This is a genomic window from Clostridioides sp. ES-S-0049-02 (assembly GCF_020658465.1).
GTDB lineage: Bacteria > Bacillota > Clostridia > Peptostreptococcales > Peptostreptococcaceae > Clostridioides.
The window spans coordinates 22,289-43,106 of the sequence record NZ_JACVWG010000011.1; the positions used below are offsets into that span (position 1 = coordinate 22,289).

20 protein-coding genes are annotated in these 20,818 nt (G+C 29.0%); 2 read left to right on the forward strand and 18 right to left on the reverse strand.

Annotation, left to right across the window (positions count from 1 at the left end; genetic code table 11):
- Nucleotides 1–9: 9 nt before the first annotated feature.
- From clpP to IC213_RS16940, 7 genes are all read right to left on the reverse strand, one after another.
- Nucleotides 10–594: an ATP-dependent Clp endopeptidase proteolytic subunit ClpP gene (gene clpP, locus IC213_RS16910; RefSeq protein WP_227435751.1), complete on the reverse strand. Its 585-nt coding sequence runs from the start codon at nucleotides 592–594 to the stop codon at nucleotides 10–12.
- Nucleotides 595–744: 150 nt separating this feature from the next.
- Nucleotides 745–2,031, reverse strand: coding sequence for a trigger factor (tig, locus tag IC213_RS16915; protein ID WP_227435749.1), 1,287 nt, complete (start codon nucleotides 2,029–2,031; stop codon nucleotides 745–747).
- Nucleotides 2,032–2,224: 193 nt separating this feature from the next.
- Nucleotides 2,225–2,695 (reverse strand): metallophosphoesterase family protein, encoded by a 471-nt coding sequence (locus tag IC213_RS16920; RefSeq protein WP_227435747.1) that lies wholly within the window; start codon nucleotides 2,693–2,695, stop codon nucleotides 2,225–2,227.
- Entirely contained in the window at nucleotides 2,695–4,044 is a 1,350-nt protein-coding gene (gene rph, locus IC213_RS16925) for a ribonuclease PH (RefSeq protein WP_227481841.1), read from the reverse strand. Before rph ends, IC213_RS16920 begins: the two co-directional genes overlap by 1 nt.
- A gap of 157 nt (nucleotides 4,045–4,201) precedes the next feature.
- Nucleotides 4,202–6,226, reverse strand: coding sequence for an NAD-dependent DNA ligase LigA (gene ligA, locus IC213_RS16930; protein ID WP_227481840.1), 2,025 nt, complete (start codon nucleotides 6,224–6,226; stop codon nucleotides 4,202–4,204).
- 186 nt (nucleotides 6,227–6,412) lie between these two features.
- Nucleotides 6,413–7,351, reverse strand: coding sequence for a phosphoglycerate dehydrogenase (locus tag IC213_RS16935; protein ID WP_227435742.1), 939 nt, complete (start codon nucleotides 7,349–7,351; stop codon nucleotides 6,413–6,415).
- A 107-nt stretch (nucleotides 7,352–7,458) separates the two neighbouring features.
- Nucleotides 7,459–7,881 (reverse strand): DUF3783 domain-containing protein, encoded by a 423-nt coding sequence (locus tag IC213_RS16940; protein WP_227481839.1) that lies wholly within the window; start codon nucleotides 7,879–7,881, stop codon nucleotides 7,459–7,461.
- A 193-nt stretch (nucleotides 7,882–8,074) separates the two neighbouring features.
- Between IC213_RS16940 and IC213_RS16945 the strand changes: the two genes are divergently transcribed.
- Nucleotides 8,075–9,358, forward strand: coding sequence for a conjugated bile salt MFS transporter (locus IC213_RS16945; protein WP_227481838.1), 1,284 nt, complete (start codon nucleotides 8,075–8,077; stop codon nucleotides 9,356–9,358).
- Nucleotides 9,359–9,441: 83 nt separating this feature from the next.
- On the opposite strand, the gene IC213_RS16950 is transcribed toward IC213_RS16945, so the two are convergent.
- The 8 genes from IC213_RS16950 to IC213_RS16985 all read right to left on the reverse strand — a co-directional run bounded on the left by IC213_RS16950 (nucleotide 9,442) and on the right by IC213_RS16985 (nucleotide 17,319).
- Complete coding sequence (locus IC213_RS16950) at nucleotides 9,442–9,957, reverse strand: 4Fe-4S dicluster domain-containing protein (RefSeq protein WP_227435736.1); 516 nt, start codon at nucleotides 9,955–9,957, stop codon at nucleotides 9,442–9,444.
- Nucleotides 9,957–11,333 (reverse strand): [FeFe] hydrogenase, group A, encoded by a 1,377-nt coding sequence (locus IC213_RS16955; RefSeq protein WP_227824508.1) that lies wholly within the window; start codon nucleotides 11,331–11,333, stop codon nucleotides 9,957–9,959. Before IC213_RS16955 ends, IC213_RS16950 begins: the two co-directional genes overlap by 1 nt.
- A gap of 20 nt (nucleotides 11,334–11,353) precedes the next feature.
- Nucleotides 11,354–11,905, reverse strand: a complete 552-nt coding sequence (locus IC213_RS16960; protein WP_227435731.1) for a 4Fe-4S dicluster domain-containing protein — start codon at nucleotides 11,903–11,905, stop codon at nucleotides 11,354–11,356.
- A 36-nt stretch (nucleotides 11,906–11,941) separates the two neighbouring features.
- Nucleotides 11,942–12,115: a hypothetical protein gene (locus IC213_RS16965; protein ID WP_227435728.1), complete on the reverse strand. Its 174-nt coding sequence runs from the start codon at nucleotides 12,113–12,115 to the stop codon at nucleotides 11,942–11,944.
- 11 nt (nucleotides 12,116–12,126) lie between these two features.
- Nucleotides 12,127–12,960, reverse strand: a complete 834-nt coding sequence (gene fdhD, locus IC213_RS16970; RefSeq protein WP_227435717.1) for a formate dehydrogenase accessory sulfurtransferase FdhD — start codon at nucleotides 12,958–12,960, stop codon at nucleotides 12,127–12,129.
- Between the two features lie 47 nt (nucleotides 12,961–13,007).
- A complete protein-coding gene (fdhF, locus tag IC213_RS16975; protein WP_227481836.1) occupies nucleotides 13,008–15,152 on the reverse strand; it encodes a formate dehydrogenase subunit alpha in 2,145 nt (714 codons plus the stop codon).
- A 244-nt stretch (nucleotides 15,153–15,396) separates the two neighbouring features.
- On the reverse strand, nucleotides 15,397–16,455 hold the full coding sequence (locus IC213_RS16980; RefSeq protein WP_227435711.1) for a lysylphosphatidylglycerol synthase transmembrane domain-containing protein: 1,059 nt from the start codon (nucleotides 16,453–16,455) through the stop codon (nucleotides 15,397–15,399).
- Between the two features lie 204 nt (nucleotides 16,456–16,659).
- Nucleotides 16,660–17,319, reverse strand: a complete 660-nt coding sequence (locus tag IC213_RS16985; protein WP_227481835.1) for a response regulator transcription factor — start codon at nucleotides 17,317–17,319, stop codon at nucleotides 16,660–16,662.
- Between the two features lie 314 nt (nucleotides 17,320–17,633).
- Between IC213_RS16985 and IC213_RS16990 the strand changes: the two genes are divergently transcribed.
- Nucleotides 17,634–18,263 carry a DUF3786 domain-containing protein gene (locus tag IC213_RS16990; protein ID WP_227435704.1) on the forward strand — a complete coding sequence of 210 codons (630 nt, stop codon included), beginning with the start codon at nucleotides 17,634–17,636 and terminating at the stop codon, nucleotides 18,261–18,263.
- Between the two features lie 280 nt (nucleotides 18,264–18,543).
- Here IC213_RS16990 and IC213_RS16995 read toward each other — a convergent pair whose 3' ends face one another.
- The 3 genes from IC213_RS16995 to IC213_RS17005 all read right to left on the reverse strand — a co-directional run bounded on the left by IC213_RS16995 (nucleotide 18,544) and on the right by IC213_RS17005 (nucleotide 20,705).
- Nucleotides 18,544–19,107 (reverse strand): DUF1062 domain-containing protein, encoded by a 564-nt coding sequence (locus IC213_RS16995; RefSeq protein ID WP_227435703.1) that lies wholly within the window; start codon nucleotides 19,105–19,107, stop codon nucleotides 18,544–18,546.
- Nucleotides 19,108–19,402: 295 nt separating this feature from the next.
- Complete coding sequence (locus tag IC213_RS17000; RefSeq protein WP_227435701.1) at nucleotides 19,403–19,681, reverse strand: CD3324 family protein; 279 nt, start codon at nucleotides 19,679–19,681, stop codon at nucleotides 19,403–19,405.
- Between the two features lie 262 nt (nucleotides 19,682–19,943).
- Nucleotides 19,944–20,705 (reverse strand): epoxyqueuosine reductase, encoded by a 762-nt coding sequence (locus IC213_RS17005; protein ID WP_227435699.1) that lies wholly within the window; start codon nucleotides 20,703–20,705, stop codon nucleotides 19,944–19,946.
- Nucleotides 20,706–20,818: the final 113 nt, after the last annotated feature.

Consider the following 20,818-nt stretch of genomic DNA (forward strand, 5'->3'; position numbering starts at 1 on the left):
TCTCTCTATCTACGGTCTCTTTGTAAATACTTCATCTATTAAGCCATATTCCTTAGCTTCTGATGCACTCATGAAGTTATCACGTTCAGTATCCATTTTGATTTTCTCTAATGGCTGACCAGTTCTTTCAGATAATATTTCATTTAAAGTTTCTTTTATTTTTAAAATTCTCTTTGCGTGAATTTCTATATCTGTTGCTTGACCTTGAGCTCCACCTAGTGGTTGATGTATCATTATCTCACTATTTGGTAGTGCTAGTCTTTTTCCTTTTGCTCCTGCTGCCAACAAGAATGCTCCCATAGAAGCAGCCATACCTATACATATAGTACTTACATCTGGTTTGATGTATTGCATAGTATCATATATAGCCATTCCAGAAGTTATACTTCCTCCTGGAGAATTTATATATAAATGTATATCTTTGTCTGGGTCTTCAGCTTCTAAGAATAATAGCTGTGCTACTATAAGCCCTGCTGTGGCATCATTAACTTGATCTCCTAAGAAGATTATTCTGTCCTTTAATAGTCTAGAGAAGATGTCATAAGATCTTTCTCCTCTTCCTGTTTGTTCAACAACTACAGGTACTAATGCCATGGTTTCATACCCCCTTTATTCTATATAATTTACAGTAGCTTTTTTAAGCTACTGTAAATTATTTTACGCATTTAACTAAATTATATTTGCACAACATTATATACTAAACATTCTATAACGTCAACTATATTAGTTATAGCGGTTATTTTATTAAGCTATTGTCGCACTTTCAACTAATAAGTCTATTGTCTTTCTTATTTTTATTTGTCCTTTTATATCTTCCTTATCAGCATCTCTTAAAGTAGTTTCTATTTTTTCTACTTCCATATTGTAAGCAGAAGCCATTTTTTCTAATTCAGCTTTAAATTCTTCTTCTGTTGCTTCAATTCCTTCAGCTTTAGTTATTGCTTCCAATACTAGAGAAGATTTAACTAATTTTTTAGCATCTTCTTTTCTTTCTTCTCTTAATTCTTCCATAGTTCTACCAGTCATCTCTAGTAATTGTTGTAATCCAAATCCTTGATATTGTAATTGGTAGTTAAGTTCGTTTAACATATTATCTATTTGATGTTCTACCATAACTTCTGGTATTTCTATTTCTGTATTTTCAGCAACTTTTTCTACTACTGAATTTCTAATTTCTGCATCTGCTTTATTTTTAGCTTCTTCTTCTAATTTAGCTCTTACATCTGCTTTTAATTCATCTAAAGTATCAAATTCACTAGTATCTTTAGCAAATTCATCATCTAATACAGATAATTCTTTTACTTTTACATCATTTACTTTTACATTAAATACAACTGGCTTTCCAGCTAAATCTTCTGAGTGGTATTCTTCTGGGAAAGTAACATTAACTTCAACTTCTTCACCAGCTTTTTTACCTACTAATTGCTCTTCAAATCCTGGTATAAATGTGTTTGAACCTATAACTAAGTTATAATTTTCACCTTTACCACCATCAAAAGCTACACCATTGTCAAAACCTTCAAAGTCTATTATAGCTGTATCTCCATCTTCTAAAGCTTTGTCTTCAACACTTACTAATCTAGCATTTTTTTCAACCATTTCTTGTAATTTAGCTTCAACATTTTCATCACTTACAGTATTCTCAACCTTAGCTACTTCTATACCCTTATAGTTTCCTAATTCAAACTCTGGTTTAACTTCAACATTAAGAACCATAACTAATCCATTGTCTTTGCTTATTTCTTCTATATCTAAATCTGGATTGTCTATTGGATCTATATCTAATTCCTTGATAGCTTCTGGATAAACTTCTGGGAATAACACTTCTATAGCATCATTATAGAAGATACCTTTTCCATATTGAGTTTCTATAACAATTCTTGGAGCTTTACCTTTTCTGAATCCAGGTATATTATATTTGCTTTTGCTTTTATTATAAGCCTTATTTACTGCTGCTTCAAATTTATTGTTATCTACTGTTATTTTTAAAGTAACTTTATTACCCTCTTTTTTAATTAGTTCTGCTTTCATCCTTCTAATCCTCCTAGTGATATTTATGTAATACCCGATAATGGTATCATAATTCATTCTATTTATAATTCAACCACTTAATTATATCACATAAGTTTTTTTATTTACAAGTGTTCCATTAATATCGTTGTACTTATTTGATAAAATTTAATTTTTTGAGTGTTTTTTGCTATTTTTTTAGATAAATACACCTTTATATGCGTATTTCCTCTATATTTATATCATCTTCTTCTATCTCCATAATTACAAAACTCTTATACGATACTCCTCTTGGAAGTGAAGTACTTCCAGGATTTATGTAAAGCACACCATTTTTAATTTCTCTAAATGGAGTATGAGTATGACCGAATATAACTATGTCAGCATTAACTTCAGTAGCTTTATTTTCTAACATTTGTGTTCCATATTTTACACCATACTTATCACCATGGCATAAAAATATAGTCTTATTTGCTACTTCAAAGACAAGTTCTTCTTCTATAGCATCAAAATCACAATTTCCTTTAACTGCAATAATTCCCACTTTAGTCATATTATGAAGATATCTTGAGTCTGTAAAGTTGTCTCCTGCATGAATTATTAAGTCACATTCTTCTAAATATGGTATTGTCTTTTCCATATTTTTAATCATCATATGTGTATCACTTATTATGCCTATTCTCATTACTTCACTACCCTTTTCATAAACTCTTGTTTCATAATCTTTAGTCCATTTGCTCTGTGGCTGATTGAATTTTTTATAACACTAGGTATTTCACCAAAAGTTTTATTATATCCCTTTACTATAAACAAGCTATCATATCCAAAACCATTTTTGCCCTTTTCTTCAAAGCCTATCATTCCTTCACAAATTCCTCTTACTACAAATTCTTTTCCATCTGGAAAAACTACTGCTATTGCAGAGACAAATCTTGCATTTCTTTTACTCATTGGCACATTTTGCATGGCTTTTAATAGCTTTTCTCTATTTTCTTCATCTGTAGCATGCTCTCCTGCATATCTAGCTGAATAAACACCTGGTTTTTTGCCTAATGCATCTACCTCTAAACCAGAATCATCTGCTATAGCTATAAGTTTAGTTTTTCTAGCTATTGTTCTAGCTTTTATCAATGCATTATGCTCAAAGGTTTTTCCATCCTCTATTATTTCTATACCTGCTAAATCAACATCTTTTAGAGAATATACAGTATATTCAAAGTCCTTTAAGATTGCACCTATTTCTTCTAACTTATGAGCATTATTAGTAGCAATAACAACTTCATTGCCATAATCCATACCTAATATATCATCTGCTATTTCACCTAAAACATCCCTTTGATGCCTTATTAGTTCTTTATTCCCTTTTTCTCCTAACTCTAACAATAAATTTAAATCTTTTCTTGAAAAAGGTTTCTCTTCACCAGTCCCCTGTACTTCTACAAACTCACACTTATCAGTCATTATTATATTCATATCTACTTGTGCTTTAGAATCTTCTTCGTAACATAAATCTAGCATATGAGTTTCATTTACTATTCCGACACTAATTGCAGATACAAAATTTGTTATTGGCATTTCTTTTAATGTTTTTGCTTTATATAATTTATAGATTGCTTCTGCAACTGCTACAAACGCCCCAGTTATAGATGCAGTTCTAGTTCCACCATCAGCTTGAATCACATCACAATCTACCCAAATAGTTCTTTCTCCTAATTTATTTAAGTCTATAACAGACCTTATCGCTCTTCCTATTAACCTTTGTATCTCTTGAGTTCTTCCGTCGATTTTTCCTCTAGATGCGTCCCTTATTTTTCTCTGTTGAGTTGCCCTTGGTAACATTGAATATTCAGCATTTATCCACCCAGTACCACTATTTCTCAAAAAAGGAGGTACTTTTTCTTCCACTGATGCAGTACATATAACCTTTGTCTCTCCCATTTCTATAAGAACAGAACCTTCTGCGTACTTTGTATAATTTCTAGTAATCTTTACAGGTCTTATCTGTTCATTAGTTCTATCATAACTTCTGGTCATTTTTTATATCCTTTCCTAATCCTTATATATTTTATAAATTTATTTTTATAAGTTTTAATTTTATTAATCTCATATAATGTCATTTTTCATAATTCGATAGCTTACTGAACTATTCTATCATTAATTATAGTAGTTTTCTACTAAATTAAGTGACTTTTTAGCCCTCTAATACAGCTTTTACTTCATCTTTCGATAATAAAGTTAATAATTCTAAAAATCTCTCTTCATCTATAACTTTAATTCCTAAATCATTTGCTTTTGTAAGTTTAGAGCCAGCTTCTTCTCCAGCTAAAACAAAAGTTGTCGATTTACTTACACTAGATGTAGCTTTTCCACCTCTTTTTTCTATCATATCTTTTGCATCATTTCTTTTTAATGTAGGAAGTGTACCAGTCAATACTATTTTCATTCCTTCAAATATTCTTTCTACTGTTTCACCTGTATTTTCTAATGATTTTGTATTTACTCCTACACTTTTTAGTTTTTCTATGACATTTATATTTTTATCTTCCTTAAAAAACTCAACAACACTATTTGCCATTATACTCCCAAATTCCTCTAAATCTTCTAATTGCTCAATTGTTGCAGAAATCACATCATCTAAATCTTTAAATTTTGAAGCAAGTATCTTAGCTGCCTTAACGCCTATAAATTTAATTCCTAAACCATTTATAAGTCTCCATAAATCATTTTCTTTTGACTTTTCTATTGAATTTATTAAATTATCAGCAGATTTTTCACCCATTCTTTCTAAATCAACTACATCTTCCTGTTTTATATAATATAAATCAGACACATCTTGAATTATTTTTTCATTTAGCAACAATGTAATTATAGATTCTCCTAAACCATCTATATTCATCGCGTCTCTTGATACAAAATGTATAATTCCCCTTCTTATTTGAGCTGGACAAGACATATTTATACACTTTACAGCAGCTTCTCCTTCTAATCTTACTGTTGGTTCTGAACAAACAGGGCATTTTTCTGGCATTTTAAAATCTACTTCCTCCCCAGTACGAGCTTCTTTTATAACTTCTAAAACTTGAGGTATTATATCTCCTGCTTTTTGAACCAATACTGTATCATTTATTTTTATGTCCTTCTCTTTTATATAGTCTTCATTATGAAGTGTTGCTCTACTTACAGTAGTACCAGCAAGTCTAATTGGTTCAAGTACTGCTGATGGTGTTATTGTACCAGTTCTTCCAACTTCTACTATTATATCTACTATTTTAGTTTTTTTCTTTTCTGCTGGAAATTTATATGCAATTGCCCATCTTGGGCTCTTTGCCGTATATCCCATCTCTTCCCTTTGTTTTATATTATTTACTTTTATTACCATTCCATCTATCTCGTATTCTAAATTACCTCTATTTTCTGTCCAATGTTCAATATGTTCGATAACTTCATCTATATTTTTACAAACTTTATAATTTTGACTTACTGAAAAGCCTAGCTTTTCTAAATATTCTAAGGATTCGCTGTGACTTTTTAAGTCATAATCTTCTATATTTTCCATATTGAATACAAATATATCTAGTGGTCTCTTTGCAGTTAATTTTGAGTCTAATTGTCTTAATGAACCTGCTGCAAGATTTCTTGGATTAGCAAATAGTGGTTGTTCCTGTTCTTCTTGTTGTTCATTCACTTTTCTAAAGTTATCTTTTGATATATAGACTTCTCCTCTAACTATTAACTCTTTTTTTTCATCTATTTTAAGAGGTATGCTTTTGACCGTCATTAAATTTTGAGAAATATCTTCTCCCACAATCCCATCACCTCTAGTTGCTCCTTTTTCAAACGCTCCATTATCATAGGTAAGACCTACTGAAAGCCCATCTATTTTAAATTCAACAACGTATTCAACATTGTCTCCCACATAATCTTGAACTCTCTTATCAAAATCTCTCAAATCTTGTTCTGAAAAAGCATTTGATAAACTTAGCATAGGAGTTTTATGTACAATTTGATTAAATTTATCTAATGGCTTACCTCCTACTCTATTTGTTGGAGAATCAACTCTCTTTAGTTCTGGATTTTGTTCTTCCAAAGATATTAGTTCTTTCATTAGCTTGTCATATTCGTAGTCCGATATTTCTGGGCTATCTTGGTTATAATACCTTTCATTATGATAGTTTATTTGTTCTATAAGTTTATTAATTTCATTTTTAACGCTCACTCTTAGCACCTCTTCATATTTTTTAAATTGAATCATTTTAAAATTTCCCTATAATTAATTATTTCCTATTTATATATTTTTTAGTATATCACTTTTTTGACTTTAAATTTATTACAAAAAAAACTCTTATAGTATCTCTAACAATACCAATAAGAGTTTTTTATTTTCATTAGAATTTTTATATATTTAATAACCTTTTGATATATCTACAACATTATCTACAGGTTTATTTTCTATTATATAATGTTTTAAATTATTATAGACCATATTAAATGTTCTCTCTTTATTTTTATCAGACACCCAAGAGTTATGAGGAGTTACTATAACATTTTCAAGCTCCCATAGTTTATTATCTTTACTTAAAGGCTCACTTTCAAATACATCTAACGCTACACCTCTAAACTTCTCTACACAATCTTCTAAATCTTTCTGATTAATGGTGTTTCCTCTACCTACATTAATAAATACAGAACCTTCTTTCATAAGATTAAACATATCTTTATTTACTATTCCGTCTGTACTCTTTGTAGAAGGCATTGCTACGACTATTATGTCACATTCCTTAAATACAACATCCATATCTTCAGTAGAAAAACACTTGTCAAAGTATTTTTTATTACTTCCATCAGTATTGACTCCCCATATTTCTACACCAAAGGCCTTTAACCTTTTAGCTGCTTCTGATGATATAGTTCCTGTTCCAAGAAATCCAACCCTTTGACCATATAATTCTGATACAGAAAAATCCATTTTCCATTCTTTATTTTTCTGTTGTTTAAAAAATTTTGCACTATTTTTATAAATTTCTAAAATATACATAACAATGCTTTCACCAATAGGTATACTATACCCGCCTCTATTGTTAGCTATTTTGATATCTCTTTTTAACACATCTTCTTTTGGTATTTGGTCTATACCTACACTTGTTGTTTGTATATATTTTAAATTTTCCATTTTGGAAATATCTAGTCTGTCAAAAGGATTATATGTAACTAGCACATCTGCAGTGTTTACATCTTCATTATTTTCTATACTATCTTCAGAATAATGTATAACATCATATCCTAATTCATTTATTTTTTTAAATTTTTCTTCTCCATAATTTATTGTAAATAATACTTTCATTTTACTTTCCTCCATCCACTTATATTAAGATTTTTATATCTTACAGTATAATATGATACTTAACACATATTAGTTAAATTTATTAGAAGATGGTTCTAAAAACTAATTTACTTATGCTCAATTGTTTTTCCTGAAGACATAGCATTGCGTTCTTGAACTAAATTTTCTATTAAATTATTTAATGTCCAATCAATAGATGTCTCTGTTACCATTGCTGTAAAAGGTCTATTTATTCTTACTTTTTTCAATCCTTCTAAAAATGCATTTACTTGTGTGCTGGAAATATTATTAAATATTACAGACTTACTTTTAATTCCATTATCACATTCACTTGATATATTCCCATCCAAAATATCTCTTACTATGTTTTCACCATTTTTATCACTTAAAATGATATGGTCTCTTATTCCAGCAAAATTACTAACATTTTTAATTAATGATAATTCTTTTTGATTAAAATTTACAAACATAATACATTTCCTGCTGTGTATTTTATCTAGATTATTATTATTTATTTTTTCAAATGACATTTTATCCATCCTTTCATTTATCTATATATTTTAATTTACCCTATCTATTTAAAATAATCAATTTTTACAGATAATTTTTATATTAATACCCCAAATTACATACAACTAATTCATCTATCCAAAACTAATATATAAATTTAGAATAATTAGATTAATATTTACAAATTATAATCTAAAGGAGAGATATCATACCATGAAGATACTACTAAACAAAAATTTTAGCATTAAAAACTTTTCATCTGCTTGGATTATAGTACTTGGTTGCATGTTGATACAAGCTATACCATTTAGTATTGTAGCAAGTATACAGCCTCAGTTTATAAGTTATGTTGTAGAAGGAGAAGGTTTTAGATTAGCATCTTTTTCTCTAATATTTACTTTTGGTACTATTGCTTCAGCAATTGCTTCACCATTTATAGGTAAATTATTTTCCAAGGTCAATGTTAAGATATTATATTTATTAGGCTGTATAATTTCTAGCATTGGTTTTGCTACATTTTCTATATGTACTGAACTATGGCAATTTTATACAGTATCATGCATCGTACAAATTGGAGCTACAATTATATCTGCGATAGGAATACCAATTTTAATAAGTGCTTGGTTTGATGAAAAAAGTAAAGGAAAAGCTATGGGCTTTGCTTTTGCTGGTGGCTCTATTGGTAGTATATTTCTACAACAACTTGTAGTTCGTTCATTAGCATCTCAAGGATATAGCCGTTCTTATCTAACATTTGGAATTGTAGCACTAATAGTTGGTATACCTGTGACATTATTTATGCTTAAAATGCCTAAAGATACTAATGAGAAAATAAACTCTAAAATAAAAAATGATGAAACACCTAATAAAATATCCCCTTCAGTATGGGGTTATACGTTAAAAGAGGCTAAAAAGAATAAATATTTTTGGATTATGACAATTGGATTTGCTTTTGTAGGTATATATGTTTCATCATTATCTGTACAATATCCGACCTACCTTAGAAATTATATAAATCCAATTTTAATAGGAACAGTAGGTTCCACTTTTGCATTATTTGCTCTTATTGGTAATTTATTTGGAGGATTATTGTTTGATAAATTTGGTCAAATAAAACCACTGATTATATCTTTTATATTTGTACTTATAGCTACTTTATCATTACTATTTGTCGATAAATCTTCTAATCTTGCATTTGTATTTGCTATTTTAAAGGGTCTTTCTGTATTTGCTTATATGATAGGACCTGCTTATTTAACTGGTGCTTTTTTTGGTCAAAAGGAGTTTGGCAGTATTTTTGGCATTGTTCAGTTAATTTTTGCAATTGGATTTGCACTTGGTTCAACATTATTTGGATTACTCGTTGATAATTTTGGCTATAAATTCTCTTGGTCTATTATAATTTTATCAGTTATAGTCGCCTATGCTTTACTTATCACAGCTTCTATGGGAATGACAAAGTTAAATAAGAAAAGGTTAGATAAATTGGCACAATAATTAATTCTTAATCCCTATAAAAATTATACAAAAAAGATGGAGACTCTAATAACAACTAGAACTCCATCTTTTTATTAATTATATTATAATATAGCTAACTTTCTTTTATTTTTAACAGTATTATCTATATCCTCATCTTTAACTATAGTAAATGCTTTTGTTGGACATACATTTACACATGCTGGTCCTTCTGGTGAATCTATGCAAAAATCACATTTGTTTGCTGTCATTCTTTCTCTAAAGCAAAGCTTTCCTTTGTCTATATCTTTTAGTGTAACTATATCTATTGCTCCTATAGGACATGCCAGCATACAAGTCTTACATCCTATACAATTTTCTTCATTTATTTTTATTGTATTACCCACCCTAACTATACCACCATTTGGACAGGCCTTTGCACAAGGAGCATCCTCACAATGTCTACATTGTATTGGAGCACTAACTTCCTTTGTTTTTATGACAGAAAGTTTTGGATTAAAGTTTATCTCGTCTGGACTTTTGTAAAAAATATCTTCATCTGAATGTGCAACCACACATCCTATCATACAAGTTCTACATCCTATGCACTTATCAGGGTCTGCTATAACAAAATAATTCATTACTTAGCCACTTCCTTTCCTATACAGTATGTAGTGTGTAATAAATGATGAGATTTTTCTCCTAATGGCTCCACTAGATATTCATCATATAATTTTTTAATGTCAGAATTTTCATGAGATTTTCTAATTGCCAAGTGTTCATCATGCACATATGTTGCTTTTGTTCTATTTTCATAGGCTAATTCTTTATATTCTTCTAGTAAAATTTTTGGCTGACCTCCACCACTTACACATCCAACAGGACAAGTCATAACCTCTATAAAATCTATATCCAACTTTCCTTTTTCTAAATCTTCAAGTACTGGTATTACATTTTGCAGTCCACTTACTACACCAACTCTTAAGTCTAAATCTCCTACCTTAATAGTTGATTTTCTAAAACCACTTTCTCCTCGTACTTGTTTTACTTCTACATTAGGTATGCTTTCTCCAGTTATAAGCTCATAACCTGTTCTTATAGCTGCTTCCATAACTCCACCAGTAACACCAAATATAGTTCCAGCTCCACTGTAACTACCTAAAGGGCTGTCAAACTTTTCTTCTCTTAAATTTTTAAAATCAATTCCCATGTCTTTTATTAGGTAAGCTAGTTCTCTAGTAGTTAACACTACATCTACATCTCTATATCCACTAGAATCCATCTCTTCTCTATCACATTCATACTTTTTACATGTGCATGGCATTATAGAAACACTAAATATTTTAGATGCATCCACATTATTTATTTCTGCGCCATATGTCTTAAATATTGCGCCACCCATCTGTTGAGGTGATTTACAAGAAGACAAGTGATTAGTTAACTTAGGATAATTTTTTTCCATAAATTTAACCCAAGCTGGACAACAAGATGTAAACATTGGAAGAGTTCCACCTTCTGTAACCCTCTTAATTAACTCACTACCTTCTTCCATTATAGTTAAATCAGCTGCGAAATTAGTATCATAAACTCTATCAAATTTTAATGCTCTAAGCGCTGCTGCCATTTTTCCAGCACCTAAATATCCTAGATAGTATCCAAAATCCTCTCCCAAAGCTACTCTAACTGCTGGTGCACATTGAACCATAGTAAATACATCTGGGTCACTTAAAGCTTTTTTTACCCTATCTACATCGCATACATTATGTGCTGCGAATATAGGTTCATTTATTGATTCTGGTATTTTTCGTTCTTGTTTTTTATCTTTCAAAAACTCAAATCCTTCATCTATAACTGAAGCATACGATTTACAAGTTTGAACACATTGACCACACATAACACATCTATCTAGGTTTATCTCTTGTGGTTTTCCTTCTTCCCCCTCAATAGCATTTACTGGACATACCTTTGAACATTCTCTGCATCCAGTACATAAATCTTTATCTATATTTATTATCATAAACGTCACCCCTTTATCCTTTATTTATTTGTCAACAATAAACTAAGTGCAGCTTGTCTATTCTTAGCTTTTTTGTCATCTATTGGAGTAACAAGTTTTAATGCATCTTGAGGACATGCGCTTATACAAGCTATTTTTTCATTGTCTTTACATAAATCGCACTTATACGCTATTTTTTTATTTTCTTCCAAAATTACTTGTTCTACTTCTTTACCATCTTTATATTGTGGAAGTAAATCTATAGCTCCAAAAGGACATGCTAGGAGACAAGTTTTACACCCTATACACTTTTCTTCATTAACAAACATGACATTGTTCTCTTTGTTTATAGCTTTTTGTGGACATGAATTTAGACAAGGAGCATCTTCGCAATGTCTACATTGTATTGGCATACAGAAAGTATCACCTTTTACTAAATAGAGTCTAGGTATAACTGGTATGTCAACTGTCCCAACCGTATATCCTACATTATTATGTTGGTTATGCATTGTAAAACAAGCTACTTCACAAGATCTGCAACCTGTACATTTACTTGGGTCTGCTATTACAAAAGAGCCTATTTTATTATTCATATTATCCCACCTTTCAATTTGTATATTTCTAAGTCCCTAGTTATTTTTATTATATATATTTATATATTTTAGTGTTTTTTCAATACTTATATTTCGCTTGCATTTTTTACACAAATTATATTTATTGGCATATACTTTGTCAGTATCATCAATTACTACTCCACACACTTCACATCTTGAATATTTTTTTTCTTCTTTATTAGCATACATACGCTTCAGTCTCACTTTTTGATAACTCTCTGTGAATTTGCATAGATATTCATTCGTCTTCCTCTTACAAATCCAATAAGAGTTATATTTAATTTTTTAGAAAGCTCTATTGATAAATTAGTTGGTGCTGATTTTGATATTACAATAGGAATTTGAGTCATAGCTGCCTTTAGTATCATCTCTAAAGATATTCTCCCACTTACAACTACAGTTTTATCTTTTAGTGATATTTCATTTAAAACACAAAACCCTATTGCTTTATCCATTGCGTTATGCCTTGCTACATCTTCACAGGTCACTATTTTTTTATCATTATCAAATATGGATACACTATGTACTCCACCTGTATTTTTAAATAATTCTGACGAATTTAAGTTTTTATCCATTATACTGTAAATCGCATCATAATTTATTTTTATATTACTCTCTACAGGAGCACAACTTATATAGTCTAGTGAGTTTAAAAATATAATTTGTTCCTCTTCATCCTTATGTCTCTCTTGAATAGTTACTTTTGTAACACGTTCCTTATCATTTATTTCTATATCTAATATGTCTTTTTTATTTTCTATATATCCCTTTGTTCTCAAAAAACCAACTACAAGCTCTTTTAAATTATATGGTGTACATAAAAATGTATTTATGTATTTATCATTTAAAATAAAGCTAAGTGGATATTCTGCAATTATTTCTTCATATTCATTTGATAAATCATGTTCATTTATTTTGCTTATTTCTAATTTAAAAGAATTCATGTATTCATAATCTACTAAACTATAACTGTTTTCAAAAACTTCACCTTTACTATTTTCTTGGGACTTAGTTTTTGAGTATATATTCTCCATAAGATATTTGCCCTTCCGCTTTTTATAAATCTTTAATCTAATAACTACTAAACATTTGTGGCAGTCATTTTATCTTTAAGACTTTGATATTCTTCTCTTACACATTTCTCTGCTAACTCTTGGTCATCAAGTTTTTCAAGTTTAACAGCACAATATTTGTATTCTGGTGTTTTAGATATAGGGTCTAAGTTTGCTATTGTAAGCTCATTACAAGCTCCAACCCACCACTGATAAGTCATATATGTTGCTCCTTCTTTAACTCTGTCAGTTACTGTTGCTCTTGTTATTACACTTCCTCTTCTTGAACTAATTCTAACTAGTTCATCATCTTCAATTCCTAATCTATCTGCATCATTACAATTTATTTGAACACGACCTGGCTCATCTTCTAATGAACTAAGTGTTCTACAGTTACCAGTCATAGTTCTTACTGAATAGTGACCAACTTCTCTCACAGTACATAAACTAAATGGATACTCATCATCTTCAACTTCCATAGGAGGTCTCCATTCTGCAGCAAATAAATTACCTCTTCCATTAGGAGTAGAGAATTTTTGTCCTTCATATAGATACATAGTTCCTTTGTCTTCCATACTTTCACTCTTACAAGGCCATTGAACAGAACCTTGAGCCTCTATTTTTTCATAAGTAGCGCCTAAGAAATTTGGACATAATGCTCTTAGTTCATCCCATATTTCTCTAGTATTTTTGTAGTTCATAGGATATCCCATTGCTGTAGAAATTTCACTTATAATTTGCCAGTCTGGTTTTACATCTCCTTGTGGCTCTATAGCTTTTCTCATCAATTGGAATCCTCTATCTGCACATGTATATACTCCATCATGTTCGCCCCAAGAAGTAGCTGGAAGTATAACATCAGCATGAAGTGCTGTCTTATTCATAAATATATCTTGAACAACAACAAACTCTAACTCATCTAAAGCCTCTCTAACTTCTGATGCATCTGGGTCACTTTGTACTGGGTCTTCCCCAAATATATAATAAGCTTTAAGCTTCTTCTCTTTTAACACTAAATTTGGAACTTGAGTTAAACTATATCCATTATTAGGAGATAACTTTACTCCCCAAGCATTTTCAAATTTTTCTCTTATCTTATCATCAGTTACATTTTGATAACCAGGATATACATTAGGAAGAGCCCCCATATCACAAGCTCCTTGAACATTATTTTGTCCACGTACAGGTCCTATTCCAACGCTTTCTCTACCAAAATTACCTGTAAGTAGAGCAATTGATGCAAGCCCTTTAACTACATCAACAGCTTGACCAAATTGGCAGACACCCATTCCATAAAGTATCATTGCCTTCTTACCTTTTGCATATTCTCTCATAGCTCTTCTTATAAGTTCTTCTGGAATTCCTGTCAGCTTCTCAGCATATTTAGCTGTATATGGTTTAACAATTTCTTTGTACTCATCAAATCCTTGTGTATGGTTTTGAACAAAGTCTTTATTGTAAAGACCTTCTTCTATTAAAACGTTTCCAAAAGCATTTACTAAAACCATATTTGTTCCACCCTTTATAGGTAGATGTATATCAGCAATTCTTGCAGACTCAGTTAATCTAGGGTCAGTAACAATTAACTTAGCTCCATTTTTCTTAGCTTTAATTATTCTATTTGCAACTATTGGATGTGAATCTGCTCCATTATATCCAAATATGAATAAAACATCTGCGTTTTCTATTTCTGGTATAGAATTAGACATTGCACCACTACCTAATGAGTAAGCCAGACCGGCTACAGATGGTGCATGTCAGACACGAGCACAATGGTCAACATTATTAGTTCCTATTGTAGCTCTCATAAATTTTTGCATTATATAATTTGCTTCATTACCAGGCCCTCTTGCAGAGCCTGTTCCCATAATAGAATCAGGACCATATTTTTCTTTAATTTCGTTTAATCTTGAAGCTGTATAACTTATAGCTTCATCCCATTCAACCTCTTCTAACACACCTTGTTTTCTTATCATTGGTTTTTTTAGCCTAGGTGTTAAAATTTTAGGGTCATTTAGAAAATCCCATCCATAACGACCTTTTAAACATAAACTTCCTTGATTTGTTCTACCATCAGCTGGCTCCGCTTTTAATATCTTGTTATCTTTTACTACTAGATATAATTGGCATCCAGCTCCACAGTATGGACAAACTGTTAAAATTTTCTTCTCCATACATTTCCCCCCTTAGATTTATCCCCTGATGAGTAAAATTTACCTTAAAGATAATAAAGTACTTTTATAATATGCAAAATTTACAAATATTTTGCAATATTATCTATTAAATTCAACAATTTTCTCACAATTCCTTTTAAATTTTAAAAAAAATATGTCATAACAATCCTTATATTTTAATCGCCTAATTAAAATATTATAGTTCTTATGACATATTTTTTACTATATGCTTATTTAGATTTATCTAATTTTCACTTAAAATGGCATTTCTACCAATTCTATTTTTCATTCTATAGTGAGTGATTACAGTAAAGATACCACTTCCAATCAGAATCAAATAGTACATAAATCCACCATATAAAAATACTGCATAACCCATTAGAGGTTGAGGAAATACTGATTTAAATATAGTGAAAAATGCTAATTCATTAGCTCCTACATTACCAGGTGTTGGTATTGGAGATATTGCCATATATAAAAAAGCTTGTAGTGTTAATATATAAATATAACTATAACCTTGTAAATTAAATGCTTTATATATCCAAAATGATACACTAAAGTAAGCACTTAATTGAATAAAAGTCACTATAATAGTTAAAATCAATACTTTTTTATTTTTAGCAAAAAAACTTATTGCTTTACTATAATCATCTATAAAATTTTCTATAGAGTCTACTTTACTCTCTAGGAATCTTAAAAACTTAAATTTTGATAAATATTTTACTGAAACTCTCATAAAATATTTTATTTTTTGAGGATTTAAAATAACTAAAATTATCATAATTAAAACAAATGAATTAATTGCTATTCCTAGAAACACTAAGGGCATGATTACTTTCATTTGTTTTTCTAGCATAGCTAGATTCATTAATACTAATATTGTGCAATAAACAGTAACTACTATTTGAAAAATAATAGACTTATTTGTAACAACTGCACTTGCTTTACTAAGTGGCATTTTGCATTTTTTAAGTACATATATTTGTACTGGTTGGCTTCCTGAAGCAAATGGAGTTATTAGATTATAATAAAATCCCATAATGGCTAGCTTGAAACCAATAAATCTAATATTGACTTTGTGAGTACTTTCTATAATTATCTTCATTACTAATCCTTCAAGCATTATGTGAGACATTATTGCCAAAGCCCCTACAAATAAAAACTTTTTATCTACCATAGTTATAACATTTGATAACATCTTAATATCTAATGTTTTAAATACCAAGTAAATTGTTATACCTATTAATAAAAATAAAAATGTATACTGTAGTAGACTCTTTCTAATATTTTTTAGTTTATCCATTAGAAAAACCATCCTTTGCTCAAGATTTATATTAAACACCATATTATTAGTATACACTACTAATATTAATATTTTATAACAAAATACCTTACAATTTTGTAATTTACAAAAAATATTAATCTATAAATTAAATTTTAATATATAGATTAATATTTTACAAACATTTTGTAGATATATAATGTATTTGCACTGAGTAATACTTTATTATATCCACTTATATCCTATCCCCCATACAGTCTCTATTGTATAAATATCATAAGATTTCAACTTGCTTCGTATATTTTTTATGTGTTCTGTAATAACACTTATATCACTTTCTCCATCAAATCCATATATATGCTCATATATTCTTTCTTTTGAAAAGACTTGTCCCTTATTTTTTGCTAGAAATTCACATATTAGGTACTCACTCTTAGTAAAATTTATCTTATTATTATCAACAGAAATTTCTTTTCCCAAAAAATTAAATTGAACATTTGATATAGTTAATGAATTTTTTTTCTCTCTATTTTCTCTTCTCAAATGAGCATTTATTCTGGCTCTTAACTCACCTACACCAAAAGGCTTTGTAATATAATCATCTGCCCCTATACCAAGACCATACATAACATCACTTTCCATATTTTTAGCTGTCAAAAACAATATTGGACAATCAACCTTATTTCTTATAATTTTACATACTTCAAAACCATCCATTTTGGGCATCATTACATCTAATATTATTAGATTAAAAGGATTATAATCAATATCAAAAATGTTTTCTACATCACTAATTACCTTTACTTCATGCCCATCTCTTTTTAATATATTTTCAATTAACTTTAACATATCTAATTCATCATCTACTACTAGTATCTTAGACATACTAACACCTCCATTACATCTTTAATGACACCTTAATTTATATATTTAGTTATATCTTTATAAATTTATATAAAATCTCATACTATTATATTATAACTTAAAGCAATTAATATTTTATAGCAGAATCATTTTAACACTTCAAACATAAAAAATTTATATTTTAAACACTTAATATTTATTTTACATAGATTCCTTTAAATAGCAAAATTTATTTATTAATTTAATATTGTAATATTCTGGATATATAATAAAATCAATAATAAGAAAACTTTTTATAAATATATACATAGGTCTTTAAATCGGAGGAAAATATTATGGATAAAAATATCAAAACAAGTAATTATAATGTTCCATTTGATTATGCACGAAAAAAACTCAAAGAATTAGACCCTCATACAATTAGTAATTTAAGTAATATTGACTTTAATAGTGATTCAAGCAAATTTACTATTGATTTTTTTGGTAGACAGTATATAGTTGATTATCCGAGTGGAGAAGTTTGGAATAGCAATGGAAGTCTCTGTAAAAATTTCGAACTTAAGATTCTAATGCTTAGGTATTTGTGTAATTCTAAAGGTATACCTCTTACAAATAAATATATAACTTTTAAAGAAGTTCCTGGAGGCAATGTCTATTATCCTAACTTTCTAAATAGAACTCTAGCAAGACTTTCAGAAATCTTTACATCTAAAATAGATAAATATAAACTGGTCATGGAGAATATTGGAGCTGAAAAAGTAAAGATGGGTGACCTAGCTTATAAGTTTACATACATAGGTAATACTTCTATGATATTTATACTTTGGTTTGGAGATGATGAATTTCCACCAAATTCAAATATATTATTTGACTCTAATATAATTTATTATTTTAATGCAGAAGACTTAGCAGTTGTTCCTGACACAGCTATAGATGCAATTTTGAATAAAGTAAATCAATTATAAACATTGATACTATTGTAGTAGAATTCTTGATAAATTTAGTCAGAATCTAATATGAAATGGAATTAAGAAATGAACGTAGAAAATCAATATTTATCAGATAAGGTAAGCCAAGTACACTAGCTACAACACACTACTATGAGATATTAGAAAATCTAGAAAAAAGATAATGTTATTATACACAAATAAGTATAGCTTCTTTGTATTTTTTAAAGCTGCTATACTTATTTAAAATGATGTTACATAAAACATGTTAAACTGGCTGGTCTAACCGATTTAAATATTATTGTTTACTCTTTCCAATTTGTAACACAATCTCATAATTTAACTTACTTCTCCTTAGGTCAACTCCAGATATACTTTTTATCATCCCACAGTCTAACATGTCTTCAAAGACCTTTCTAGATATGCCAAGCTTCTCACGTAATAACGTGGATACCTTTAATTGACATGGATACTTACTTGCAATACGAATTTGTGTAGAGTCATCAATACAAATATCTTGACCTACTATTTTATATTCTGGGATGCCAACTTTCGCCCCATTTCTATGTAAAAACTCAACATTCATAGCATATTGTTTAACAAGATTATAATCATTCGTATAAAATTGTTCTAATATCTCTGGATTTAAGTTTTTTGGATTAATACGAGAATATATGGTTGAATTCCATGTTGAATCACAATTTGAGCATTTATATATTAACCAAATATCTAAATACTTATGTTGGGCATTCACTCTAAATAAATCTGAACAAATGTATTCAGTCTTTTTCCCACATTTTTTACAGTACCTAATTACTGGCAATTGGGATTTATACTCAATCTCCCAAGTAATTTTTTGCATAAATACATTTTCCTTTCTATAATATTGCTAAAATAGAAAGTCGTGAAAAGGTGGAATATAATCAAGCATTTTTTTCAAAACAGTACCTCCTAATTTTTAATAAATTTAAATTTCAATTACACACTTATATAATAAATTATTTTCTCTTAATATAGACACTACTGCTGAATTTTCTTATTATATAAGCTTCTGAAATTAATTAAATTATAGCATCCACTAAAAAAAAACTATACCTTAAACATTTTTAACAAAAGAAAATAAGCCAGTATAGTTATATAACTATACTGGCTTACATTTAAATATCTTTTCTTTTTTCTTGTAATATAATTCTTTGAATACTCTTCAAAGACAGATAATATTTTTCTGATAAATACTGCAAATCATGACCAACTTGATAATCTTCATAAATTTGCATATTTCTAATTGTTAAATCTTCACGAGTAGATGTATTACTTCCCCATTCTCTTTTATTGTTTGATTTTCTGGGAATATAAATACATTCTCCATCCACATATTCTTGTATCAATTCAAGTAATTCTTCTGGTAATATATGTATTGCTTTTTTATAGCTCATTTTGCTCTCCTATTAAACAGTAATTTTTTATTAGGAATAGCAAAGGGCTATCTGTATATTAAATTTTATAGTTGCAATAGCCCTTGCTATGCAAAAATAAAGATTAAATCAAGCATAAAGTCTCATCCCTCCTTATATCACAGCGATACATATAAGTCTATCAATAGCACAAATAGTTGTCAATCAACATAATTTCTTTATTTTTTATTTATATTTGTAGTTTATTATATATCAAATTAGAATTGTTAATTAAAAAAAACTTTTACATTGATGGGTTTATTACTGAACATGGAACTCCAACTATACATTTTCCACAGATATCACATCCACCTATATAAGAATATTTTTTCTCATTTATCATACACATTTCATAACACTTATTTCTATCAAACCCATCTTCTTTTAAAGCTTCTTTCACACATTTACTTACACACTTTTTACAACTATTATTATGTTTATACAAGCAGTATTCCTTTTCTGGTCTTTTAGTTGGTTCTAACTTTAAGCTTGTGATTATACTTCCTATCCTTCCACAACATCCTTTTTCTGTAATAAGCATATTGTTTAGACCAAAAGTTCCAAGACCTGCTATGAATGCTACATGTCTTTGTGACCAATCACTAATCAATTTATCATTATCAAAATTATATGACCCAGGAATAGCATAGGAGTCAAATCCCATGTTGCCTAGCTCTTCACATAAAAAATTATTTAAATCGGAAATCAATTTATTAGTTTCTATATAAGCTCTTGCCCAACTTTCTGAACATTCGAGCCCTCCAATATTACTATTATTTATGTTTTTATCAAAGGGTATAAAATATGTAATTATAGTCTTACCATCTTTTAAAAAATCTTTTGGCATAGCATGAGATGTTCCTACAATATTTTTTAACTGATAAAACATTTCATCTTCAGCAGAAGCATAGGCAAATAAAAGCTCTTGCCACTTTTGAGTCACATCATTTGAATTATAATAATCTTTTACAAAGTTATTCATTAATTTTTCAATTCTATTTTTCATAATATCCCCCCAAAAAAGTATCTCTTTCTAATTTAATACTATTATTTTATATTATATAATAGTATGCTATATTCTGCTCATCAATTAATATAAAAAAGCTTCTAATATCAATC